Source organism: Celeribacter persicus, assembly GCF_003050785.1.
GTDB lineage: Bacteria > Pseudomonadota > Alphaproteobacteria > Rhodobacterales > Rhodobacteraceae > Celeribacter > Celeribacter persicus.
Genome location: NZ_QAOH01000004.1, coordinates 57,923 through 81,838 on the forward strand (window position 1 = coordinate 57,923; position 23,916 = coordinate 81,838).

Here is a 23,916-nt window from a genome sequence, read left to right on the forward strand (position 1 = left end):
AAAAGCAGGGGAAACCGTGCTTTTTTCTTGCCCCTTTCCCTGAATCGCCCTAAGTGCAGCCCCCTAACGCCGTTCCTTTTTGACCTTTGGGGGCCCACCGGGGGAATGAGATGATCCAGACGCCTTACTACCTGATCGACAAGGCGCGCCTGCTTCCGAACATGGAGAAAATCGCCCGGCTGCGTGAGGCCTCCGGGGCGAAGGCTTTGCTTGCGCTCAAATGCTTCTCCACATGGCCCGTGTTCGATTTCATGCGCGACTACATGGATGGGACCACCTCGTCCTCGCTCTATGAACTGCGTCTGGGGGCCGAGAAATTCGGCAAGGAAACCCACGCCTATTCCGTGGGCTGGGCCGATCACGAGATCGACGAGGCGGTCTCTTATGCCGACAAGATCATCTTCAACTCTCTGGGCCAGCTTGACCGCTTCGGCGACAAGGCCAAGGGCATCGCCACGGGCCTGCGCCTCAACCCGCGGTTTTCGACCTCCGGGTTTGACCTCGCCGATCCAGCGCGGCCGTTTTCGCGGCTGGGCGAATGGGACATGGCGCGGCTTGAAATGGCCTCTGATCGCATCAATGGCGTCATGATCCACTACAATTGCGAGAATGACGACTTTGTCCTCTTCTCCGAACAATTGAGCCGCATCGAGCGTGATTTTGGTTCGTTTTTGAAAACTCTTAATTGGGTGTCCCTTGGCGGCGGCATCCATTTCACGGGCGAAGGCTACCCGCTCGACAAGTTGGCGGATCGGCTCAAAGCCTTCTCGGACGCAATGGGGGTTCAGGTCTATCTGGAACCCGGCGAAGCCTCGATCACCAAATCCACGTCGCTCGAAGTCTCGGTTCTTGACATTATTGATAACGGGAAAAAAGTCGCCATCGTCGACAGCTCCATCGAAGCGCATATGCTCGATCTCCTGATCTATCGCGAAACAGCCAAACTGCCGCAAAACGGCACGCATGAGTACCAGATCGCGGGCAAGACCTGCCTTGCGGGCGACATTTTCGGCGATGCCAAATTCGACAAGGAACTGAAAATTGGCGACCGCATCTCCATCGACGATGCCGCCGGTTACACAATGGTTAAAAAGAACTGGTTTAACGGGGTGAAAATGCCGGGGATCGCCATTCGCGAGCTCGACGGCACCGTCAAACTGGTGCGTGACTTCGGTTACGAGGATTTCGTCGCGGCGCTTGGATAAGCGCTGCAAAACCCACCCACGGACAACGATTAGGGGGTCCCTACAGTTGAAACAGAACGTACTCATCATCGGCGCCGGTGGCGTCGCTCAGGTCGTCGCGCATAAATGCGCCCAAAACAACGATGTGCTCGGCGACATTCATATCGCCAGCCGGACGCTTTCGAAATGCGAAGCGATCCTTGAGTCGGTCCGTGAGAAGGCCGCGATGAAACGGGAGGGCGTTCTTGAGGCCCATCAGGTCGATGCGATGGACAGCAAGGCCGTCGCCGCCCTGATCGGGAAAACCGGCGCTCAGATCGTGATCAACGTCGGCTCGGCCTTCGTCAACATGACCGTTCTGGACGCCTGTATCGAAACCGGTGCCGCCTATATCGACACGGCGATCCACGAAGACCCAACCAAGATCTGCGAAACCCCGCCGTGGTACGGCAACTACGAGTGGAAGAAACGCGATCTCTGCGCGGAAAAGGGCGTCACCGCCATCCTCGGCGCGGGCTTCGATCCGGGCGTGGTGAACGCCTATGCGCGTTTTGCCATCGACATGATGGATGAGGTGAAATCGATCGACATCGTCGACATCAATGCGGGCTCCCACGGCAAATATTTCGCCACGAATTTCGATCCGGAGATCAACTTCCGCGAATTCACCGGCACCGTCTACTATTGGGAAGACGGCCAGTGGAAAGAGAAGAAGATGTTCGAGAGCGGTCGCGATTGGGACCTGCCGGTCGTGGGCACCTGTCGCGCCTATCAATCCGGCCATGACGAAGTGCATTCGCTTGCGACCAACTACCCTGAGGCCGACGTGCGGTTTTGGATGGGCTTTGGCGAGCATTACATCAATGTCTTCACCGTGCTGCAAAATCTCGGCCTATTGTCCGAGCAGCCGGTGAAAACCGCCGAAGGGCTTGAGGTCGTGCCACTCAAAGTGGTCAAGGCCGTGTTGCCAGACCCCTCCTCTCTTGCGCCGAATTACGAGGGCAAAACCTGCATCGGCGATCTGGTCAAAGGCACCAAGGACGGCAAGGATTTCGAGGTCTTCGTCTACAATGTCGCAGATCACAAAGAGGCCTATGAAGAGGTCGGATCGCAGGGCATTTCCTACACTGCGGGCGTGCCGCCGGTGGCCGCCGCGATGCTCATTGCCTCCGGCGAATGGGACGCGAAGACCATGAAGAACGTCGAGGAAATGGACCCGAAACCGTTCTTTTCCATCCTCGACAGGATCGGCCTTCCGACCCGCGTGCAAATCGGCGGACTTGGCGGTGAAGACAAGGCTTGGGACGCCTGATCCCGAAAATTCGGAAAAGGCCCGCATTTCGCGGGTCTCTTCATTCGGTTTAAGAGAATGGAAAGACGAATCGCCGAACCTGCCCCTGAATCAGATCAGAGGCAGATATGCGCGCTTTGCTCCCATTTTTATTGTCCCTTCTCCTCAGCCTGCCCCTTTTGCCGGGCGCAGGACTGGCCGACAGCGACAGCGCAACCGGTTACGATCGCCAAATTCAGTTGATCGGTCGCCAGAGCAGCCTCGGTCATCGCCTCGTGCGCAGCATGTGCTTCGCACAGGCCGGAATCGACACCCCCCGCAATCTCAGGGTCATCGAAGAAAGTCGGACGGAGATTCAGGCAGCCCTCCAAACGCTGCTCGAAGGCGATCCATCCCAAAACATCACCCCGATCCAGAACAACAATATCCGCACCCAGCTCGGCTCTCTCGAACTGGTCTGGAAGGCACTCGACCAAAAGGCGGTGGCTTTTCTCAACGGCACGGCAATGAGTGACGAAGAGGTCATGAAACTGACCCTCAAGGCGGATTCCCTTGAGAAACTCTGGCGTAATGTCAGCCAGTCCCTCGAACTGAAAACCTCCGTCGACAGCACGCCAGAGAACCTCGCCCGTGCCCGCATCATCGTCACGTCCACCGATCAGAACCGCCTGTTGCAACAGGCGGGCAAGGAAGCCTGCCTGATCCATCTGTCCGGGGGCGGCGTCCAGACCGAGCGCCACGTGCAATCGCTCAACACGGCACTCGCAACCTTCGATCACAACATTTTCGATCTGACTTTCGTACGCTCCGCCGCCGTGGATGCCCCACCGCAACCCGAGGCGATGGAACAGGCGCTCTTCGACACATGGCAGACATGGGTGGGGCTCAAATCCCTGTTTCAGGGCGTGACACATCCCATGGATGCGGTGTCTCTCGACATGTTACTGCCGGAGATTTCCTTCACCATCGAATACCTCGATCAGGACTTGCAGAACACGCTCGACGTTTTCCTGAGCCTGTGACTACGGAACGGCCCGTTTCCGACATCGGCCCGGCGTCTTACCCAAGCGCCACATCGAGCACCATCATCAGGATCAGCCCGGTCAGAAGACCGGCAGTCGCATAGTTCTGATAGCCGTTACGATGGGTTTCCGGAATGATCTCGTGACTGATGATGTAAAGCATCGCTCCCGCCGCAAAGCTCAGCCCCCAAGGCAGCACATGCACAGAGACATGCACCAACCCGACGCCCAGCGCGCCGCCCACCGGCTCGACCAGCCCGGTCAGAAGCGCCAGCGCGAAACTTCTGAGCCGACCGTACCCCTGCCCGCGCAGCGCCACCGCGACCGCCAGCCCTTCGGGCGCGTTCTGCAACCCGATGCCGGTGGCCAATGACATACCATTGGTCACATTGCCGCCACCGAAACCGATGCCGACGGCCATGCCCTCGGGAAAATTGTGAATGGTGATGGCGATAACGAAAAGCCAGATTTTCGACAGGGCACCGGGGTCGGCCCCCTCCGGACCTGTCACGAAATGCTCATGCGGCAGGGTCTCGTTCAGAACCGCCACCAGCCCCGCGCCCAGCGCCACTCCGCCCGCGGCGATGAACGCCGACAGCCATCTGGAGCCATAAAGCGTTTCTGACGCGTCAAGCCCCGGCATCAGGAGCGAAAAGAACGATGCGGAAATCATCACCCCGGCGGCAAAGCCCAGAAGCATGTCATAGGTGCGCTTCGACATAGACTTGTCGAACAGCACCGGAATGGCCCCCGCCCCGGTCATCAGCCCGGCCCCGAGCGAGGCCAGTATTCCGATCCAGATCACACTCATGACACCCTCTCTGTTCGCGCTCACATTGTTCGCTTTCATGACAAGACACCAGTGGGAACCGGATTGCGCCTTGGCTCCGCCCGGAATATGTGCGAATTGGTCCGACAAGCAAACCAATTCTCCACAATGACCCCGGGAGAGCATCATGCCCGTCATCACCAATATCAACGACCTGAAACGGCTGCACAAAAGGCGTACGCCGAAGATTTTCTATGACTATTGCGAAAGCGGCTCCTGGACCGAGCAGACCTTTCGCGAGAACACCTCGGATTTCGATAAGATCCGCCTGCGCCAGCGCGTCGCCGTCGATATGGAGGGCCGCTCCACCGCCACCAAGATGATCGGCCAGGATGTCGCCATGCCGGTCGCACTCGCGCCCGTCGGTCTCACCGGCATGCAGCGCGCCGATGGCGAGATCAAGGCGGCGAAAGCGGCGGAAAAATTCGGCGTGCCCTTCACGCTGTCGACCATGTCGATCTGTTCCATCGAGGACGTCGCCGCGAATACCACGAAACCCTTCTGGTTCCAGCTCTACGTGATGCGCGATCAGGACTTTCTCAAAAACATCATTCAACGCGCCAAGGATGCCGGCGTCTCCGCCCTCGTGCTCACCCTCGATCTGCAAATCCTCGGCCAGCGTCACAAGGACCTGAAAAACGGTCTCTCTGCCCCGCCGAAACTGACCCCCGCCGTGCTTGCCGATCTGGCGACCAAATGGACCTGGGGGCTGGAAATGCTCCAAACCAAACGCCGCGGTTTCGGCAACATCATCGGTCACGCCAAGAACGTGGACGATCCCTCCTCGTTATTCAAATGGACCGCCGAACAATTCGACCCACGCCTCGACTGGGGCAAGATCGAAGCGATCAAGGAGATGTGGGGCGGGCCGCTCATTCTCAAGGGCGTGATGGAACCCGAAGACGCCGTCATAGCCGCGAAAACCGGCTGCGACGCCATCGTCGTATCAAACCACGGCGGGCGGCAGCTCGATGGCGCGCTCTCCTCGATCCGCGCCTTGCCACCGATCCTCGACGCGGTCGGCGACAGCGTCGAGGTGCATCTCGACAGCGGCATCCGCTCCGGTCAGGACGTGCTCAAGGCCATCGCCATGGGCGCCAAAGGCACTTATATCGGCCGCGCTTTCATCCACGGCCTCGGCGCCATGGGAGAGGAAGGTGTGACCAGAGCGCTTGAGGTGATCCACAAGGAAATGGACATCTCCATGGCGCTCTGCGGACGCAAACACATTGAGGATGTGGACCGCGATATCCTCCGCGTGCCGGAAGATTTCGCCGGACGCTGGGCCTGATCCCGCGCTCCGATCAACCGGGCTGCGTCTTGCCGGCAGGCAGACGCAGCACTGCCGGAACGATCAGGGCAATCAGCCCCGCGACGGCAAGAAAAGCCACCCGCAATCCGAACTGTTCGGACAGGAAACCGATTGTCGAGGGACCGGCGAAAAAGCCGACAAACCCCAACATCCAAGCCCGCGAGATCGCCAGATCGCGCTGACCGGGCGACACGAGATGGCCCAGAAGCGAGGTCGCCGTCGGCACGATCACCGACATGCCGACGGCCATGAGTGCGATGCCAATGAGCGCCACAGCCTGTGTCGGAGCCTGCGACAGCACAAGCGCACCCAGCATACCGATCACCCCGGACCAAAGAATGACCCGTCGTTCTCCAAGCGCCTGTGTGGTGAATTGTCCCGCGAGACGGAAGGCCGCCATGGTCAGTCCCAGCATCGCCGGGCCGAACCCGCCATGGCCGGGAGCAGCACCCAGTTCGCGCTCAAGAAACAGCGCCGACCAGCTCTCCACAGTGTTCTCCCCCACGAAGGACACGAACATCATTACCGCAATCAACAGGACTGTCCCCCAAGGCAGGCCCTGCGCCACGACGTTCGCTTCGTCTCCTTCCGGTGTAAACGCCCGACGCTCAAGGGTCACCGCCCCCATCAGAGCCACCACAAATCCCATCAGCGGAAAGATCTGCCCGGGGCCCAGCCCGGTGTGGCGCAACCCGGCAACGACAAGCGAGGCAATCCCGAAACTCAGGGAAAACATCGCATGGTTGAGATTCATGAGATGCAAGCCGTGCCGCGTTTCAAGTGCCGAAATTCTCAGGTTGGCGCTAATATCGAAACTCGCCACGGCCACACCAAGCCCGAGCATGACCGGCAAAATCGCCCCCGGCGTCTGCGCCAGAAGCGGCAGTTGCAAGGCCAGAACCGACAGCGCCGCCAACACCGGCAAGGCAATGCGCCCAAGCCACCGGTTGAACCGTGGCGCCAGATACATCGCCAGCATCCCCCCTGCCGCCGAGCCCAGAAGCCCGGTGCCGAACAGCGCGTCAGAAGCCCCCGACTGTTGCTTGATCACCGGCACCATGGCGGCGAATGTGCCCCAGATCACGCCCGTGCCGCCCAACGCCATGAACGGCGCACGCGACACAGACATGGCACGAAGAAGAGACTCAGCCATGAATGCCTCCGGAATTTAACGAAAAGCCGCTCTGCTCTCAAAAACCAAAGCGCTTTGGAATATTACGCCCGGCACCGTCATGCGTACAAGAGCAAATTACGCAAAGACCTGTGCCCTTGCGCAGGCCCGACTTGCAATTCAGTCGCCCTGAAAGTCAGGGTGTTACGCTAGCGTCCCCGTCCCTCAAGGGGAGCGTCGAACGCTGCGCGGTGCCGCCCTGCATCCACAGATACAACGCGTCAACGCCCGCCAAGCCTGACCTCAAAACCACGCAGCGCAAAGATCCCAGGGAGAAATAGACCTTTCCATTTCGCCGATTCCCGTGTAAGGCCACGGCTTCACGCGGGACTACAGCCTTGGAGGAGTCCCGCCTCAACCTAGGAGAATTAAAATGGCTGGTGAGATTCCTGATCTTATTGCCGTGGAACGTGCGGGGACGGGCAAGGGCGCCGCTCGCAAAGCTCGTCGTGAGGGCTACGTTCCGGGGATCGTGTATGGCGACGACAAAGAGCCGCTGCCGATCAACATCAAGTTCAACGAACTGCTGAAGCGCCTGAAACAGGGCCGTTTCCTGTCCACCCTCTTCAACCTCAAAGTTGAAGGTCAGGACGACGTTCGTGTGATCTGCCGTGGCGTGCAACGCGACGTGGTGAAAGACCTTCCGACCCACGTCGATTTCATGCGCCTGCACCGCAACTCCCGCATCAACCTCTTCATCCCCGTCGAGATCGTCGGTGAAGAAGCGGCTCCGGGCATCAAGCGCGGCGGTGTCGTGACCCACGTCCGTTCCGACGTCGAACTGATCGTGACCGCGTCCGACATTCCGGACCACATCACGCTGGACATCACCGGCGGCAAAATCGGCGATGTGTACCACATCTCCGACGTCAAACTTCCGGAAGGCGTGAAGCCGGTCATCGAACGTGACTTCGTGATCGCCAACATCGCGGCCCCGGCTGGTCTCGGTGGCGGTGCCGACGACGAAGAAGAAGAGGCAGCAGCGGAAGAATAATCCGCCGCCTTTCTACGAACGAATTAAAACGCGGGTTCCTCAGAACCCGCGTTTTTTCATGTCCCACGACGGTCACGATCCCGGTGTTGCGTACCCCACAAAGCCCGGCGTACGACCGACAGGTCAAATCAGTTCTCGATCAGAATCGTCTCGAACCCTTCGAACTGCGGCGGTCCGGCAAAAATCGAACGATCCCGGTTCCCGGTATTCTTATGGCTGTCCCTGAATTGTTCCGAAGTGGTCCAGTTTTCGAAATCCGCCTTGCTCTGCCAAAGCGTAAAGCTCGAATAAAGCGCATGATCATCGCCCACGGGCCCTTTCAGCATCCGGAATTCGACAAACCCCGGCAATTCCTTCAGGCGGCTCTCACGGTTGCGCCAGATGTCCTCGAACTCCGCCTCTCGCCCAAGCGCGATCCGAAAGCGGTTCATTGCGATATAGCTCATGTCAGTCTCCTCATGGATGGTCTGGCGGGCATTTCGCTGGCTGTTCCGGGCAATAGATTGCAAGCGCCTGCCCCCGTCAATATGGTGCCTGTAACATGTCATAACAGAAGGGGAGCTCTCCATGCGGCTCTTCGTCGGTCTCGGCAATCCGGGCGCGAAATATGCGGGAAACCGCCACAACATCGGCTTCATGGTGCTGGACCGGATCGCCTCCGATCACGGGTTTTCGCCTTGGCGCGCAAAATTTCAGGGGCAGACGTGTGAGGGACGTCTGGGGCGTGACAAGGTCATCCTGCTCAAGCCGGAAACCTTCATGAACCTCTCCGGGCAATCGGTTGGCGAAGCCATGCGATTTTACAAGCTCGACCCTGCCGATGTCGTTGTTTTTCATGACGAACTGGACCTCGCCCCCGGCAAGGTCCGGGTCAAGACGGGTGGAGGCCATGCCGGTCACAACGGGCTACGCTCGATCCATCAGCACATCGGCGCCGATTACGACCGGGTACGTCTCGGCATCGGCCACCCCGGCCACAAGGACCGGGTCGCGCCCTATGTCCTCTCCGATTTCGCCAAGGCGGATCAGGACTGGCTCGACGATGTGCTTCGGGGCTGTTCCGACGGGGCGCCAGCGCTTGCCGATGGTGAGGCAGCGAAGTTTTCCAACGCGGTCGCGCTCCGCACCGCCCCGCCGCGCAGTTCGACGGGCACGCAAACACCCAAGGCCAAGGCTTCCACCAAGACCGAGGAACCGCCCGCAGAAGACACCCGCTCCCCGCTCGAAAAGCTACGGGACAAGTTTCTATGAGCTGGCAAACGGCCTTCACGGCGCAGGCCCGGTCCTGCCGCGATCTCGGCTCGCCCTTCACGGCGATGCTGCTCGACAGTTTCGTCGCCTTTGGCCTGCCTGAAGGTCTGATCGGCACCCGCATTGGCACATGGCCCGGCGACATTTCCAGCAACGGCGCTTCCGTGCCGTTGCGCCTTGCAGGCGCGCTGCACGGGATGGTGCTCGAAGGTTTGGATACGGACCTGATGGCGCTCTACCCGCCGCGGGGTACACCCACAGAGGCACAGCTTCACAAAACCGCCTGCGCCGCCATCGCCCGGCACGAAGCCTATGTCGATCAACGCCTGAACGATGCGCCGCAGACCAACGAGGTGGCCCGTGCCAGCGCGCTGATCCTCGCCGCCGATGCGCTTGCCGCTCATACCGGCCTGCCGCTCGTCCTGTCGGAACTGGGCGCGAGCGCGGGGCTCAACCTGAATTTCGACCGGTTCCGGCTTCCCTCTCCCGAAGGCGATTTCGGCCCGTCGAACAGCCCGGTGGTCCTGACACCCGACTGGCGCAGCCCCACGCCCACACCGCACGGCTTCACCGTCACCGAGCGACAAGGCGTCGATCTCAGCCCCCGCGATCCGGTGGCGGAGCGTCTGCGGCTTTTGTCCTTCATCTGGCCCGACCAGATCGCTCGTTTTGAGCGGATCAAAGCCGCGCTCGATCTCGCCACGAACCATCCGCCCAAGGTCGCCAAAGCCGACGCCATCGACTGGCTCGCAGAGCGCCTGTCGCAAAACCATCCGGGCCAGTTGCATCTCGTTTATCACACCGTCGCGTGGCAATATTTTCCGAAAGAGGTACAGGCACGCGGCGAAAGGCTTCTGGCGGAAGCCGGAGCACGGGCGAGTGAGGTGGCGCCTCTTGCACGTCTCGCCATGGAAGCGGACGGCCAAGCGCCCGGTGCGAAGCTCACGCTCACGCTGTGGCCCGACGGAACAGAGCACGATCTCGGACGATTTGATTTTCACGGGCGGTGGATCGACTGGCTCCCGCCGCAGTTCTGACGGAGGACAGGATGGAAAAGGCCCCTTCTCTCAACGTTATGGGCGGTGTGCTCACACCCTGCTCCCACGATCCCCTGACCGGATATTTTCGCGATGGGGCCTGCAATACCTGCGCCGAGGATCACGGCAGCCATACGGTTTGCGCCGTGATGACGGCGGAATTTTTGGCCTATTCGAAATATGTCGGCAACGATCTCTCGACGCCCCGCCCCGAATACGGTTTCGCGGGGCTCAAACCCGGCGACCGGTGGTGCCTCTGTGCCAGTCGTTTTCTTCAGGCGCATGACGAGGGCTGTGCGCCGAAAGTGTCGCTGAGTTCCACCCATCTGAGCGCGCTCGACATTGTACCGCTTGCCGTGCTCAAACAGCACGCGCTCGGTCAGTAAATGTTCGGTCAGTAAGTCCTCAGGCCACTTGTTCCGGCGTCTTCTCCGGAAGGAAGCGATCCTCCATCAGATCGTCGAGGAACAGACTCAAAAGCTGTGAAGCGCCATTGACGCCCGCCTTGCGATAAACCGCGTTGGTTTGCGCCTTGACCGTCCCCTCTGAGGTTTCACGCAGCCGGGCGATTTCCGCGATGGGAAAGCCCTTGATCAGGAAAAGCGCAACTTCGCGCTCGGCCGGTGTCAGACCCCATTCGGAGAACCGCTCCTCCATCACATCGGCAAAGGCCGAAGCAGCACGACGCAGTTTGTTTTCCGCCAGACTGCGCCGGATCATGGAGCGCCGAAGCGCCAGCCCTCCAACGATCACCCCGAGGATCAGGCCAAGGGCCGCACCCAGTTCGATCACTTCGCGAATTTGCCAAGAGATAGGGCGGGCGCGCAGACCGAGGACGGATGCCACGATGTCGAACACGAAGAAAACGGCGCAGAAGCTCTGCACCACAAGGATGATGGCAAGGACGGCACTGTCTTTCACGAAATCCGGGCCTCAATCATCATCGTCATCGTCGCCGCCATCATCCTCGTCATCATCATCGTCGTTGTCATCGTCGTCGCCGCTGTCATTGTCGCGATCATCATCCCGACCGTCGTCACGGCTGGTGCTCCTGCGGTCACGATCTTCGCTGTCAGCATTACGGTCGTCATCACGGTCATCGTCGTCATCGACTTCCCAATAATCCCGGAGGATTTCTCCCGTCGCCGGGTTGATGATGATCTCCCGGCGCATCGTATCGTTCTCGGCCACGATCCGCGTCCGCCCCAGAAGGGTGCGCCCCATGGTAATCCTGCTGTAGCCCTGCGCCTTGAGCTGGGCGATGACCTGATCGACCACGCTCGCGCTCTGCGCGAGGGCGGGGGCCGTGATCAAGAAGCTCACGGCAAGGCCGGTGATGAAGAGCCTGCGCTGCATGATGTCCTTTCCTGTCCTCTCCCCAACTTAACATAACGTCGACCTGCCCCACCATGGGACAGGCCGCTGATGTCATGAAAACAACCGATCAGTCGTCATCATCATCGTCATCATCGTCATGGTCGTCGTCATCATCGTTGTCATCACGATCATCATCATCGTCGTGATCATCATCGTCGTCGTCATCGCGATCGTCATACCGATCATCGTCGCGATCGTCATCGTAACGGTCATCGTCATCGGTTTCGACCTCGACACCGCCGACATTGTTCGTACGGTCGTCGTCATAGGCTTCGTCGCGCCATTCCTTCTGGCTCAAGACACGCTCGCGCTCCCGCACAACCTCGCCACTGGTATTGTCGATCCGCAGATCGACCTCCTTGCCGTCGATATAGACTTCAACCTCGGTATAGCGAAATCCACGGTCGATTTCGATCCGGGTCGCCCCCGGGTACATCGAGACGATTTCTTCCGTCGTCGGTTGTGCCACGGCCACCGTCGCCCCAAGCCCGGTGACGAGTGCTGAAATCATGAGAACCTTATGCATCTGAGTGTCCTTTCCTGTACTGTTGAACAAATTGGATGGTCGGGCCGTCTTGGCCTCGGTCTCGAATTTGCCCGGATTGCAGCAGGTCGGCTATTGGCATGAGGTTTATCGCGGTTTACGCGCTTGTCTCTAAACCTTTGGTATTCGGACATAAACTCAGGTTTAAAGGAGCCGATCAAAAGAAAAGCCGCCCCACAGGACGGCTTTCCCCTTAAATACTGAACTTTTCGTTTATTCTGCGTCGCGGCCTTCGTCCCCGGCGATATCCGCCCCAAGATGACGCGCCACGGTGAAGATATCCTTGTCACCCCGCCCCGACAGATTGACGACGATGATGTGATCTTTTGGCAGATCACCAGCGATCTTCATCACATGGGCAACCGCATGACTCGATTCGAGCGCGGGAATGATTCCTTCGGTCCGGCAACAGAACTGGAAGGCCTCAAGCGCCTCCTTGTCGGTGATCGAAACATATTGCGCCCGGCCCGTATCATGCAGCCAGCTGTGCTCCGGTCCGATCCCCGGATAATCGAGCCCCGCAGAAATCGAATGGCCTTCAAGGATCTGCCCGTCTTCATCTTGCAACAGATAGGTGCGGTTACCGTGCAGCACGCCCGGACGCCCGCCCGTCAAAGATGCGCAATGCTCCATCCGGTCGTCCACCCCGTGACCGCCCGCTTCCACGCCGATGATACCGACGCTTTCGTCATCGAGGAACGGATGGAACAGACCCATCGCGTTGGAGCCACCGCCCACCGCCGCGACCAGCGTATCGGGCAGACGCCCCTCGCCTTCCTGTTCAGCCAATTGCCAGCGCGTTTCCTGACCGATGATGGCCTGAAAATCGCGCACCATTGCCGGATAGGGGTGCGGCCCCGCCACAGTACCGATGCAATAGAACGTGTCGCGCACATTGGTCACCCAATCGCGCAGCGCGTCGTTCATCGCATCCTTGAGCGTCCCGCGGCCGGATTTCACCGGCACGACCTTCGCCCCCAGAAGGTTCATCCGGAACACGTTCGGTTTCTGACGCTCCACATCGGTCGCGCCCATATAAACGATGCACTCCAGCCCGAATTTGGCACAGACCGTCGCCGTCGCCACGCCATGCTGCCCCGCACCGGTCTCGGCGATGATCCGGGTCTTGCCCATGCGCCGCGCCAACAGAATCTGCCCCAGCACGTTGTTGATCTTATGCGCGCCGGTGTGGTTGAGCTCTTCGCGCTTAAGATAAATCTTCGCGCCGCCCAGCTCCTCGGTCATCTTCTCGGCGAAATAGAGCGGGCTCGGACGCCCGACATAATGTTTCCAGAGATCGCGCATCTCGGCCCAAAATTCGGGATCGTCCTTGGCCTTGTTATATTCCTCCTCAAGAGCGAGGATCAGCGGCATCAGCGTCTCGGAGACGAAGCGCCCGCCGTAAATGCCAAAGCGTCCCTTCTCGTCCGGGCCACTCATGAAGCTGTTGTAAAGATCGTTCATCGCGATGCTCCTTTGCGGATCACACATGGATGTAGCGCAGGGGCCGGGTCCGGTAAAGCGCGCCCGTTTCCTTTGCTGCCGAAATACTCGAAAAAGCCCGTCAGGCAGCGCGGATCGCCTCGATGAAGGCGCGGATTTTGGCCGGGTCTTTTACCCCCGGCGCGCTTTCCACGCCCGAGGACACGTCCACCTGCTTCGCGCCGGTCATCTGCACCGCCAGAACCACATTCTCCGGCGTCAGCCCGCCCGCCAGCATCCAAGGCCGGTTCCAGCCACGCTTGGAGATCAGCCGCCAGTCGAAAGCCAGCCCGTTGCCACCCGGAAGCTCCGCCCCTTTCGGGGCTTTTGCATCGACCAGCAATTGATCGCAAACCATACCATAGGCGTCGAGTGCTTGCACATCGGCGGGCTCAGAGACCCCCACGGCCTTCATGACCGGAAGACCGTAGCGCGCCCTGATTTCGCTCACCCGCTCCAGGCTTTCCTTGCCGTGAAGCTGGAGCATATCGAGCGGCACCTCACCGGTGATCCGGTCAAGCTCCTCATTCGTCGCATTCACCACAAGCGCTACCTTGGCCACGCCAACGGGCACTTTGAGCGCCAAATCACGCGCCGCCGGAATCTCCAGATGCCGCGGCGATTTCGGGAAGAAGACAAAGCCCAGATAATGCGCGCCCGCCTCGACAGCCGTCGCCACCGCTTCGGGCGTTTTCAGCCCGCAGATTTTCACGCGTGTGTCCATGAGAGTATCCGGGGTTCAGCGTTCGAGAAGGGCGAGCACTTCGTCGCCCTCCTTCTTGGCCTTATCCACTTTCAGCTTGTCGACCTCGCGGGCAAGCTGTTCCTTCTCGCGCTTGTGCGTCGAAGCGGCGGAGCGGTGTTTATACTCGCGCATCCATTCCCAGACGAAGCCGATCAGAAGGCCCGCAATGATCGCACCAAAGATCACGACGAAAAGCGGCAGTTGAATGGACAGAGAAATGCCGGAGAGCGTCGCCAGCTCTCCCGGCAGCAGATAGAGCGTTACGACATCCCGATTGGCCAGAGCCATGGTTACAAGCACCACGGCCAGCGCGGCGAGGAAAGCGTAACGGATATATCGCATTTGAGGTCGGCCTTATTCTTCGTTCAGACGGTCGCGCAGGAGCTTGCCGGTCTTGAAGAAGGGCACATGCTTTTCCTCGACGGGAACGCTGTCGCCCGTGCGCGGGTTACGCCCCATTCTGGCATCCCGCTTCTTGACAGAAAAGGCCCCAAATCCGCGCAGCTCCACCCTGTCGCCGCGCGCCATTGCCTCGATAATCTCTTCGAAGATCGTGTTCACGATCCGCTCGACATCGCGCTGGTACAAATGCGGATTTTCGTCTGCGATCTTCTGGATCAGCTCGGACCGGATCATGAAGTCTCCCCCTACATGGCGCGTTTCTTGTGACGTTCTCGTATCGCTTTTAGTCCTTGGCCTAGACGCTTTGCGCCACGGCCCGACCACAAATTGACTATAGGACGGGATGTGTATTCGGGGAAGCGTCTCTTCCGCTCTCTCAGGCTGTTTTTTGCCGGTAATACGCTGAGTTCTAGCCCAAAAATCCCTCATAGGGTCGCATTTTGCACATCCCGGAACCAAGTGGGAAGCGCCGCGACGCGGCATTATCAAAGCGATTCGAATCGCGTGGACCCGCGACCGGCACAAAAGGTCAGCCCGTATCCAGGGCAAAAGAAAAGGCCCCCGAAGGGGCCTTTCCGAAATCGGTTCGCAATCTGCGATTACTCGTCGCCGCCTTTGAGCGCTGCGCCGAGGATGTCGCCGAGCGACGCACCGGAGTCCGACGAACCGTACTGTTCCACGGCCTCTTTCTCTTCGGCGATTTCGCGGGCTTTGATGGACAGGCCCAGACGACGGGTTTTCTGATCCACGTTGGTCACGCGCACATCGACGTGATCGCCGACCTGGAAGCGCTCGGGGCGCTGCTCGGCACGGTCACGGGACAGGTCGGAGCGACGGATGAAGGATTTCGCGCCTTCATACTCCACTTCGATGCCGCCGTCTTCGATCGCGGTAACGGTCACGGTGATGATGGAGCCGCGTTTCACGCCTTCAACCGCACCGGAGAAGCTGTCGTCGAGGGCTTTGATCGAGAGGGAGATACGCTCTTTCTCGACGTCAACCTCGGTGACGACGGCCTTGACCATGTCGCCTTTGCGGTAGTTCTGGATGGCATCCTCGCCACGCTCTTCCCAAGACAGGTCGGAGAGGTGAACCATACCGTCGATGTCGCCCGGCAGGCCGACGAACAAACCGAATTCGGTGATGTTCTTGACTTCGCCTTCGACCACGGTGCCTTCCGGATGGGTCTCGGCAAAGAGTTCCCACGGGTTGCGCATGGTTTGCTTGAGGCCGAGGGACACACGACGTTTCGCGCTGTCGATCTCGAGCACCATGACTTCCACTTCCTGCGAGGTGGAGACGATTTTGCCCGGGTGGACGTTTTTCTTGGTCCAGGACATCTCGGAGACGTGAACCAGACCTTCGACGCCCGGCTCCAGTTCCACGAAGGCGCCGTAGTCGGTGATGTTGGTCACGCGGCCGGTGTGCACGGATTCGAGCGGGTATTTCGATTCAACGGAATCCCACGGATCGGCCTGAAGCTGTTTCATGCCGAGCGAGATGCGGTGGGTGTCTTTGTTGATCTTGATCACCTGAACCTTGATCGTCTCGCCGATGGAGAGGATCTCGGACGGGTGGTTCACACGACGCCATGCCATGTCGGTGACGTGCAGCAGGCCGTCGACACCGCCGAGGTCCACGAAGGCACCGTATTCGGTGATGTTCTTGACCACGCCGTCAACGGTCTGACCTTCGGTGAGGTTGCCGATGACTTCCGCGCGCTGTTCCGCACGGGACTCTTCGAGGATCGCGCGACGGGAAACAACGATGTTGCCACGACGACGGTCCATCTTGAGGATCTGGAACGGCTGCTTGAGACCCATGAGCGGGCCAGCATCGCGCACCGGACGGACGTCGACTTGGGAGCCCGGAAGGAAGGCCACTGCACCGCCGAGATCGACGGTGAAACCGCCTTTGACGCGGCCAAAGATAGCGCCTTCGACGCGCTCCTCAGAGGCGTAGGCTTTTTCCAGACGATCCCAGGCTTCTTCGCGACGGGCTTTGTCGCGGGAGATGACGGCTTCGCCACGGGCGTTTTCAACGCGGTCGAGGAACACTTCAACCTCATCGCCAACGGCAACGGAGGGTGCTTCGCCCGGGTTGGAGAATTCTTTCAGATCAACGCGGCCTTCCATTTTGTAGCCGACGTCGATGATGGCCTGACCCGCCTCGATGGCGATCACTTTGCCTTTGACAACAGACCCTTCGGCCGGGGTGTCAATTTCGAAGCTTTCATTCAGGAGGGCTTCGAAATCCTCCATAGATACGTTCTGAGCCATGTGGTCTCTAGATTCCTTTTCAAACGTGTATGCGGGCCATGCGGTTGTCTCCGCCGGTCTTGATTTCAGATTGCCTGTAAAGACCAACGCTCAGTAGACGCAGCGGGAAAAACACAAATCAGGGCCGAAGTTACGCTCCGACCCTGCCCGCATTGCCTTGATGACGTCTGATGGCCTCATAGACTGACGCGCGTTTAGCGCCGAATCCCCTTAAAAGCAAGGGAAATCGGGTTAATCGGCAGGATCGGCCATGAGGGCGTGGGCGGCGTTGAGGACGGCTTCGTGCTCGGGGATGTAGTGGGGGCCGAGGCCGACAAGCACTTTCAACCAATCCGGCAGACTCCGACCCTGATATGCGGCAGGCAATTTGAATGCAGTCTGGCTAACAGAAATCAACTCCTGGCAATAGCTTCTGACGAACTCATTGGCTTCCGATTGACTAAAGCTACTTAGAAAACCATCGTCATCGGACTTTAGCAACTGCTCAACTTTCTGAGGCGTAAGCACAGACCGCTTTAGTGCTTTTGCATTCGGCTTTTTGTTAACGTCACCAATAACTTCTCTGAAAGCCAACCAAACCAACAACGAACAATCCAGCGGAATTTCCGCATAGCACCGCAACGCCACCTCCACCCGATCCAGCACCCGCTTGATCTGCCGAAAAGACAAATCGCTTTCCGAAACAATCTTTTCGACCAATTCCGCCGCGGCCTCGACAGAAAAGGCCGGATCGTCGCCATAGGGCGTCCCGAGCGGCAGGTTCCGCGCAAGCTGCCTTGCCGCCCTCCCCTTCGCCTCCGCCGTCGCCTTCAACACCAGTCGCAGATCGACGAACTTGTCGAGATAGCGTTCCCCCTCGCCATGCGCGCCGAACCGGTGCTGCGCCACTTTCTCAAGGTAATCGGCATTGACCATCAGGCAGAACACATATCCGGGCCGGTCGAACACATGTTTCATCGCCTCCAAAAGCGCGATGGCATATTCCGGGTGACAACGGTCCAATTCGTCGATCAGGATGATCACCCGATCCGTGTCTTTGCCCTTGGTCAGCTCTCCTTTGAGTCCGTCGAGCTGGGCGGGCAGTTCTTTTTGGATCGCTTTCTCGGCCGCCAGTTGCGTGGCGATCATCTGCGCGGCGGTTTTCGACATTTCCTCGCCCACACTATCGGCCATGCTCTGCAAGGCTTCCTGCCCTTCGAAGACCTCGCCAAGATGCCCTGAAATGGCGTCAATTGCCTCATCGGTCCCGGCCTTGAGCACGGCTTTTGCGACGGTTCGCACGGCGACACCGCCATATTTCTTGCTGACGTCTGCGACTTTCCGCGCCTTGCCCTTCTCCTCCGGTGGCAATGCCGCCAGCAAAGCCCCAAGAAAGGTCACCACCGGATCGCCGGAGTGGTCGGAGCGCTGTGCATCCACTTCAACCACAACCTCCTCGGACTGACGCAGATGTTCCGCCCAGGCCTTGCGAAAGAAGGTCTTGCCATGACCGAAGCCCGCCTCGATGGAGATCACCTTGCTGTCGTCCACGGTCTTGATCAGCCGCGTGAAGGTCTCCCCGAGTTTCTCGTATCCAAGAAGATCATCGGTCCAAGGGGAAACAGGTTCAATTTGTGACATGGCAAAGGCTTTTCAAAAACGAAAGGGCCCTCAGTCTATCGCCCTTACGCCAACCCGTCGAGCCGCTCCAGATAGGCCGCGTCCTCTTCGCCCGGCAGGCGCGTATAGGGGAAGGCCGAGCCGTAGGTGTCCACGCTGGTTGCGGTTTTCGCGAGCACGACGATCAGGTCGCGGGCACGCTCCGGTGAAATCTCTGGATAATGACCATCTTCCTGCAATCCGAGATTCTGCTCAAACCCCATCAGGGAATCATAGGCCATAGACCAGTTCCCGAAAGGAGACATATCCACGGTCTCTTCGCGCAGCAGGATTTCCATATGCTGATGCCGGGGATCCGCCTTGATCCGCGCAACAAGCGCGTCGATCTCATCGCCGGGACCATGCAAAGCCTGAAGGAATTGCTCATCCACACGCAGCAGCATCCCCGTGATGCCATGATCGGCGTTGAACCGTACGGCTTCGCGCAGGATATCGAGGTCTGAGGGATGGAAATCCTCATACCGGGCCACGGAGCGATACAGCAATTGAAGACAGCGGGTCATGGACATCTTCCCTCTCGCCAGAACACGAATGCGGCGGCGTTTCTCAGTGGGGTGAAGCTGCGACAGAGTTCGACAACAGGCAAGCTGAAACTGCTGACATTAGGTCGAAAAAAAGCGGCCCGAACAGTCGGGCCGTCTTCGCTCCTCATGTCCCGGCGCGGCCAACGCGCACGCCGTCTGGCGATCAATCCAGATCGGTCACGATCTCATAGGCCGGCTTACGGACCTTTTTCATCGGCGCAAGCCAATCCCCTTCGGTATCGCGGGTGCCAAGCGGCAAGATCACGACGGTTTTCAGACCCTTATCCTTCAGCCCGAGAATTTCGTCGAATTTCTCCGGCTCGAATCCTTCCATAGGTGTGCTGTCGACCTCAAGCTCGGCGGCGGCGGCCAGTGCGAAACCAAGCGCGATATAGGCCTGACGGGCGGCGTGATCGGCATTGGTGCGCGCATCGCGCGGCAGGTACATGGATTTCAGCCGGTCGTAATAGGTTCCCAGAGCCTCTTCCGCCCCCGGACGCTCCGACGCGTGCTGATCGCACACCGCGTCGATCCGCGCATCGTCGTAATTGTCATAGGCCGCAAACACCAGAAGATGCGAGCCATCGGTCAATTGTGACTGACCATAGGCGGCCTCTTTCAGCTTTTCGCGCAGTTCCTTGTTGCGGATCACGAAAATGTGGAAGGGCTGAAGCCCCGAAGAGGTCGGCGCCATACGCGCGGCTTCGACGATCCTGGCGATCTTGTCTTCGGGAACCGGTTTCGAGGGGTCCATTTTCTTGGTGGCATAGCGCCAGTTCAGTTTGTCGAGAAACATGGGAACAATCCTTGGAAGAGTCTGCGTTTGCATCGTGATAGGGGGAAGCACCGCCTTGCGGCAAGTCTCTGCAAACAGGTGGAGTTGGCGCACAACCGCGCAAGATATTGAATTTAATGTCGATTTTAATTCAATCATGCAAGAGCGCTCATCCCCTGCGCATCACTGCGCAGACAGTGTTGAAACCTTTCGCAGCCAGCACCTGTCTCAGGCCTGGTGCGAAACCTTTCCGGAAACGCTCAACCCAAGCCGCTCCGCATCGAAGCCGACCTCGGCAAAACGCGCCAGAACCCTGGCCTCGAAATCAGAATCGTCGAGCCAGAGGCATTGTGAGAAATACCAATAGAGGAATTTCGTGTAATCGCGTGGCTGGTTCACGGCCCGCTCAAGCGCGGCCGGGAACGCCTCCGGCACCTTCACCACCTCGGCGGCCCGATCGAAATCGGCGCGGGCAAAGAGGATCGTCGGCGTGCCATGCAAAAACCCTTCGATCGACGCGGCGGAATTGGCCGAAACCGTCACCGCAGCCTGCCGCAACAGGTCGTGCACATTGGCATTGGTCTTGATCGGCCTGTGGCCCTCTGCTTCGAAGGTGCGAATGACCTTCAGCCCCTCCTCTTTGCGGAGTGGGTGCGGTTTGATGTAAACCGGACGCCCGCCCGCACCATCGAGCACCGCGCGGATCATCTTGTCCCGCCCCATATAGGCATGCCCCCGTCGATAGGGCGGCGGGCCTTGCAGGAAGATCACGATGCCCTCCGGGTCGATCTCTTCCTCCTGTTTCTTCTGGTGATAACGGGAGTGGCGCGGCTCGGAAAACCGGGCGCGCAGATCGGCGACATAGGCCTCCGCCTTCTCCGCATCAACGATGGCAGGATCGAACACCCGATCCGCAATGGAACTGTCGGCCAGAACGCCTTTGGGGTCGAGATGCCAACAGCGGTCGAGATAGGCGAGCGCTGAAATCAACGTATCCGCATGCGGCTGGCGCGCATTGTCTACGATGTGAAGATTGCCGTCCGGCTCGGTCGGCGCGAAACGCGGCGCAATTTCGACAACACCGCCACGCCGTTCAACCATGCGTTTGATCCGCGGGTAAAGTGTCGACATCTTGCCCGCCTCCAAAAGCGCCCGCTCATTATCGGGCAGATGGAGGACGAGCCTGGCCGTCATGCCCGGCGCGCCTCGATCAGGGCAATCACCTTGGCAACCGCCTCGTCAATCGTCATCTCTGTCGTGTCGATCACCGTGGCGTCTTCGGCAGGTTTCAGAGGCGCTGTCGCCCGCGCCGCATCGCGCTCATCGCGCTCGCGCAGATCGGCCAGAACCTCCTCAACGCTGACCGTTTCGCCCTTCCCGGCCAGTTCTTTCTGACGTCGCTCGGCCCGTACCTCGTCGGAGGCGGTGACATAAAGCTTCACCTCCGCATCCGGACAGATCACCGTACCGATATCGCGCCCATCGAGCACCGCACCGCCTTCGCGGCGGGCGAAGGCCTGTTGAAAATCTACGAGTGCGGCGCGCACTTCCGGGATTGCAGCCACGCGAGACGCCGCCTGCCCCGCATCCCCGGAGCGCAGATCGTCGCGCTCAAGATCGTCCGCCGTCAGCGCCATTGCCGCCTCGATGGGTGAGAACCCTTCAAAGGTTTTCGCCCCCACGGCCCGGTACAACAACCCGGTATCGAGATGGGCAAAGTCGAAATGCGCGGCGACGGCTTTGGAAATTGTGCCTTTCCCGGCAGCAGCTGGGCCATCAATGGCGATGCAGAAACTCATGGTCTGTCCTTTCCCAAGGGGTTCCCACGCTGCACCTTTGCGCGAGGAAGGTCAAGAGATCAGTTGCTCCGGATCACATGCGCCCCAAGACCGGTCATGAGTTTTTCGAACACCGGGAAGGAGGTGGCAATCGGCCCGCCATCGTCGACACTCACCGGCTCGTGCGAGGCCATGCCGAGGATCAGGAAAGACATGGCGATACGGTGATCGAGATGGGTCGCACAAGTCGCTCCGCCCCTGACCCCACCCGCACCAAGCCCATGCACGATCAGTGTGTCCTGATCTTCCTCGATCGCCACGCCACAGGCCTCAAGCCCACGCGCCATAGCGTCGATCCGGTCGCTTTCCTTGACCCGCAATTCCTTGACGCCGCGCATGGTCGTCATGCCCTCGGCATAGGCCGCAACAACCGAGAGAATCGGGTATTCGTCGATCATCGAAGCCGCGCGCTCCGGCGGCACCTCGATGCCTTTGAGCTTCGAGTATTTCACCCGCAGATCCGCCACAGGCTCCCCGCCCTCCTCGCGCTCGTTCTCGAAGGCGATGTCCGCACCCATTTCCCTGAGCGTCAGAAAGAGACCGTTGCGCGTCGGGTTCTGGCTCACACCCGGCACAAAGACCTCGGAGCCGGGAACGATCAGCGCGGCGCAGACCGGGAAGGCCGCCGAACTTGGATCGCGCGGCACGGCAACCTCTTGCGGTCTCAATTCGGGACGCCCGGTCAGCGTGATCTTGTTGTAGCCTTCGGGAGTCTTTTCCGTGATCAGTTCGGCACCGAACCCCACAAGCATCCGTTCGGTGTGATCGCGCGTTGCCTCCTTCTCGATGACAACCGTCTTGCCCGGCGCGTTCAGCCCGGCCAGAAGCACGGCGGATTTGACCTGTGCCGACGGCACCGGCGTCTGGTATTCGACCGGCACCGGATCGGAGGCACCCACCAGCGTCAACGGCAAACGACCGCCCGAGCGCCCAACGGATTGCGCCCCGAAGAGCGCCAGCGGCTCGGTCACCCGCGCCATGGGCCGTTTGCGCAGCGACCCGTCGCCGGTGAAGGTCGTGCAGAAATCATAGGTCGCGACACAGCCCATGATGAGCCGCACGCCGGTGCCGGAATTGCCGCAGTCGATCACATCCTCGGGCTCGGTAAAGCCACCAACGCCCACACCATGCACGGTCCATTCCCCCGCGCCCTCGCGCACCACTTCCGCCCCGAGCGCCTGCATCGCCTTCGCGGTGTCGAGCACGTCCTCGCCTTCCAAAAGCCCGGTGATCCGCGTCTCGCCCACGGCCATCGCGCCAAAGATCAGCGCGCGATGCGAAATCGACTTGTCCCCCGGCACAGCAGCCGTGCCTTTCAAAGGACCGTTCTTGCGGGCGGTCATCGGGATCGGGGTGCTGTGGCTGGACATGGGTAGCTCTCCTCACATTCTCGCCGACCTGATACCGCAAGCAGGGCAAGCGGTCTATCGGCTGTCTTCATTGCAGCCGAAATACTCAGACTTTTCTGAAGGTCATGTAATGCGGCGTCCGGCCTTCGCGGATCGCCTTTTGCTCGTAACGCGTCGAAATCCAGTCCGACCAGGGCTTGCGCCAGTCCTCCGGCCCCTCGGCCAGCCACTCGAACCCCGCCTTCGGCACCTCTTCCATTGTCTGACGCACATAATCGGGAATGTCGGTCGCCACGCGGAACTCCGCCCCGTCCTTCAACACGCGGTGAAGCGGTTCGAGATGCTCATCCGTCACGAAACGACGCCGATGATGGCGTTTTTTCGGCCATGGGTCGGGATAGTTCAGGAATGCCTTTTCGATGGAACCATCCGGCAACACGTCGAAGAGATCGCGCGCATCGCCCGCATGGATCGCGATATTATCGAACGGCCCCTCGCGGCGCATCTTGCCGAGGCACATCGCGACGCCGTTCACGAAAGGCTCACAACCGATGATGTAAACATCCGGGTAAGTCCGCGCCATGTGAACAAGGTGCTCGCCGCCACCGAAACCGATTTCCAGCCAGACAGGCTTGCCCGCAAAGCGCTTCGCCATGTCGATTTTGGCGCGCTCCGGGTTTTCCTCCCAGGACACACAACCGGGCGCGAGCCGGGGCAGATCCTCTTCGAGATACTCGACCTGCGCCTTGTTCAGCGTCTTGCCGTGAATACGACCGTAGAAATTGCGCCACGGTGCGCCGGATTTATGTGTCGTTTCCTCGGACATCGAAGGCCCCCTTGGTTTTCAAGCC

Annotated in this window: 26 protein-coding genes; 8 read left to right on the forward strand and 18 right to left on the reverse strand. The window is 59.8% G+C overall.

The genetic code is table 11. From position 1 onward, the window contains the following. Positions 1–110 precede the first annotated feature (110 nt). From nspC to C8N42_RS06555, 3 genes are all read left to right on the forward strand, one after another. The gene (gene nspC / locus C8N42_RS06545) at positions 111–1,205 is read left to right on the forward strand and encodes a carboxynorspermidine decarboxylase (protein WP_107815751.1); all 1,095 of its coding nucleotides are present in this window, start codon (positions 111–113) and stop codon (positions 1,203–1,205) included. 46 nt (positions 1,206–1,251) lie between these two features. Further along, positions 1,252–2,496, forward strand: a complete 1,245-nt coding sequence (locus C8N42_RS06550; RefSeq protein ID WP_107815752.1) for a saccharopine dehydrogenase family protein — start codon at positions 1,252–1,254, stop codon at positions 2,494–2,496. A gap of 107 nt (positions 2,497–2,603) precedes the next feature. After that, on the forward strand, positions 2,604–3,497 hold the full coding sequence (locus C8N42_RS06555) for a hypothetical protein (RefSeq protein WP_107815753.1): 894 nt from the start codon (positions 2,604–2,606) through the stop codon (positions 3,495–3,497). Between the two features lie 37 nt (positions 3,498–3,534). Here C8N42_RS06555 and C8N42_RS06560 read toward each other — a convergent pair whose 3' ends face one another. Then, positions 3,535–4,308: a ZIP family metal transporter gene (locus C8N42_RS06560; RefSeq protein ID WP_245889984.1), complete on the reverse strand. Its 774-nt coding sequence runs from the start codon at positions 4,306–4,308 to the stop codon at positions 3,535–3,537. Between the two features lie 145 nt (positions 4,309–4,453). Between C8N42_RS06560 and C8N42_RS06565 the strand changes: the two genes are divergently transcribed. Further along, positions 4,454–5,617 (forward strand): alpha-hydroxy acid oxidase, encoded by a 1,164-nt coding sequence (locus C8N42_RS06565; RefSeq protein WP_107815754.1) that lies wholly within the window; start codon positions 4,454–4,456, stop codon positions 5,615–5,617. Positions 5,618–5,630: 13 nt separating this feature from the next. Here the strand turns inward: C8N42_RS06565 and C8N42_RS06570 are convergent, their stop codons facing one another. Then, complete coding sequence (locus C8N42_RS06570; RefSeq protein WP_107815755.1) at positions 5,631–6,791, reverse strand: MFS transporter; 1,161 nt, start codon at positions 6,789–6,791, stop codon at positions 5,631–5,633. Positions 6,792–7,182: 391 nt separating this feature from the next. Here C8N42_RS06570 and C8N42_RS06575 point away from each other — a divergent pair, with 391 nt between their 5' ends. After that, on the forward strand, positions 7,183–7,803 hold the full coding sequence (locus C8N42_RS06575; RefSeq protein ID WP_107815756.1) for a 50S ribosomal protein L25/general stress protein Ctc: 621 nt from the start codon (positions 7,183–7,185) through the stop codon (positions 7,801–7,803). Between the two features lie 128 nt (positions 7,804–7,931). Here the strand turns inward: C8N42_RS06575 and hmuQ are convergent, their stop codons facing one another. Then, positions 7,932–8,249 (reverse strand): heme-degrading protein HmuQ, encoded by a 318-nt coding sequence (gene hmuQ / locus C8N42_RS06580; RefSeq protein WP_107815757.1) that lies wholly within the window; start codon positions 8,247–8,249, stop codon positions 7,932–7,934. A gap of 121 nt (positions 8,250–8,370) precedes the next feature. On the opposite strand from hmuQ, the gene pth reads away from it, so the two are divergent. From pth to C8N42_RS06595, 3 genes are read left to right on the forward strand one after another with little or no spacing between them, the layout of a single operon-like run. Then, on the forward strand, positions 8,371–9,054 hold the full coding sequence (pth, locus tag C8N42_RS06585) for an aminoacyl-tRNA hydrolase (RefSeq protein WP_107815758.1): 684 nt from the start codon (positions 8,371–8,373) through the stop codon (positions 9,052–9,054). Continuing rightward, positions 9,051–10,091 carry a DUF2332 domain-containing protein gene (locus C8N42_RS06590; protein WP_107815759.1) on the forward strand — a complete coding sequence of 347 codons (1,041 nt, stop codon included), beginning with the start codon at positions 9,051–9,053 and terminating at the stop codon, positions 10,089–10,091. The genes pth and C8N42_RS06590 overlap by 4 nt, the downstream gene beginning before the upstream one ends. An 11-nt stretch (positions 10,092–10,102) precedes the next feature. After that, positions 10,103–10,477, forward strand: coding sequence for a DUF2237 family protein (locus tag C8N42_RS06595; protein WP_107815760.1), 375 nt, complete (start codon positions 10,103–10,105; stop codon positions 10,475–10,477). 19 nt (positions 10,478–10,496) lie between these two features. Here the strand turns inward: C8N42_RS06595 and C8N42_RS06600 are convergent, their stop codons facing one another. The 15 genes from C8N42_RS06600 to trmB form a co-directional block, all read right to left on the reverse strand. Then, entirely contained in the window at positions 10,497–11,012 is a 516-nt protein-coding gene (locus tag C8N42_RS06600) for a helix-turn-helix transcriptional regulator (protein ID WP_107815761.1), read from the reverse strand. Positions 11,013–11,024: 12 nt separating this feature from the next. Continuing rightward, a complete protein-coding gene (locus C8N42_RS21565; RefSeq protein WP_170109232.1) occupies positions 11,025–11,447 on the reverse strand; it encodes a hypothetical protein in 423 nt (140 codons plus the stop codon). An 88-nt stretch (positions 11,448–11,535) separates the two neighbouring features. Beyond that, a complete protein-coding gene (locus C8N42_RS06610) occupies positions 11,536–11,994 on the reverse strand; it encodes a PepSY domain-containing protein (protein WP_107815762.1) in 459 nt (152 codons plus the stop codon). A gap of 231 nt (positions 11,995–12,225) precedes the next feature. Beyond that, on the reverse strand, positions 12,226–13,476 hold the full coding sequence (gene trpB / locus C8N42_RS06615) for a tryptophan synthase subunit beta (RefSeq protein WP_107815763.1): 1,251 nt from the start codon (positions 13,474–13,476) through the stop codon (positions 12,226–12,228). Between the two features lie 100 nt (positions 13,477–13,576). Next, on the reverse strand, positions 13,577–14,218 hold the full coding sequence (locus C8N42_RS06620; protein ID WP_107815764.1) for a phosphoribosylanthranilate isomerase: 642 nt from the start codon (positions 14,216–14,218) through the stop codon (positions 13,577–13,579). Between the two features lie 15 nt (positions 14,219–14,233). Then, entirely contained in the window at positions 14,234–14,581 is a 348-nt protein-coding gene (locus C8N42_RS06625; protein WP_107815765.1) for a LapA family protein, read from the reverse strand. A gap of 12 nt (positions 14,582–14,593) precedes the next feature. Beyond that, positions 14,594–14,875 carry an integration host factor subunit beta gene (gene ihfB / locus C8N42_RS06630; protein WP_066706248.1) on the reverse strand — a complete coding sequence of 94 codons (282 nt, stop codon included), beginning with the start codon at positions 14,873–14,875 and terminating at the stop codon, positions 14,594–14,596. A 365-nt stretch (positions 14,876–15,240) separates the two neighbouring features. After that, positions 15,241–16,920, reverse strand: coding sequence for a 30S ribosomal protein S1 (rpsA, locus tag C8N42_RS06635; RefSeq protein ID WP_081423869.1), 1,680 nt, complete (start codon positions 16,918–16,920; stop codon positions 15,241–15,243). Between the two features lie 231 nt (positions 16,921–17,151). Next, complete coding sequence (locus C8N42_RS06640; RefSeq protein ID WP_107815766.1) at positions 17,152–18,540, reverse strand: KAP family P-loop NTPase fold protein; 1,389 nt, start codon at positions 18,538–18,540, stop codon at positions 17,152–17,154. A gap of 44 nt (positions 18,541–18,584) precedes the next feature. Continuing rightward, positions 18,585–19,082, reverse strand: coding sequence for a BLUF domain-containing protein (locus C8N42_RS06645; protein ID WP_170109233.1), 498 nt, complete (start codon positions 19,080–19,082; stop codon positions 18,585–18,587). A 184-nt stretch (positions 19,083–19,266) separates the two neighbouring features. Beyond that, on the reverse strand, positions 19,267–19,899 hold the full coding sequence (locus tag C8N42_RS06650) for an NAD(P)H-dependent oxidoreductase (RefSeq protein WP_107815768.1): 633 nt from the start codon (positions 19,897–19,899) through the stop codon (positions 19,267–19,269). A 207-nt stretch (positions 19,900–20,106) separates the two neighbouring features. Further along, positions 20,107–21,072, reverse strand: coding sequence for a hypothetical protein (locus C8N42_RS06655; RefSeq protein WP_107815769.1), 966 nt, complete (start codon positions 21,070–21,072; stop codon positions 20,107–20,109). Continuing rightward, positions 21,069–21,677 (reverse strand): (d)CMP kinase, encoded by a 609-nt coding sequence (locus C8N42_RS06660; RefSeq protein WP_107815770.1) that lies wholly within the window; start codon positions 21,675–21,677, stop codon positions 21,069–21,071. Before C8N42_RS06660 ends, C8N42_RS06655 begins: the two co-directional genes overlap by 4 nt. 59 nt (positions 21,678–21,736) lie before the next feature. Next, positions 21,737–23,086: a 3-phosphoshikimate 1-carboxyvinyltransferase gene (gene aroA, locus C8N42_RS06665; protein WP_107815771.1), complete on the reverse strand. Its 1,350-nt coding sequence runs from the start codon at positions 23,084–23,086 to the stop codon at positions 21,737–21,739. 85 nt (positions 23,087–23,171) lie between these two features. After that, positions 23,172–23,891, reverse strand: a complete 720-nt coding sequence (gene trmB, locus C8N42_RS06670; RefSeq protein ID WP_107815772.1) for a tRNA (guanosine(46)-N7)-methyltransferase TrmB — start codon at positions 23,889–23,891, stop codon at positions 23,172–23,174. Positions 23,892–23,916: the final 25 nt, after the last annotated feature.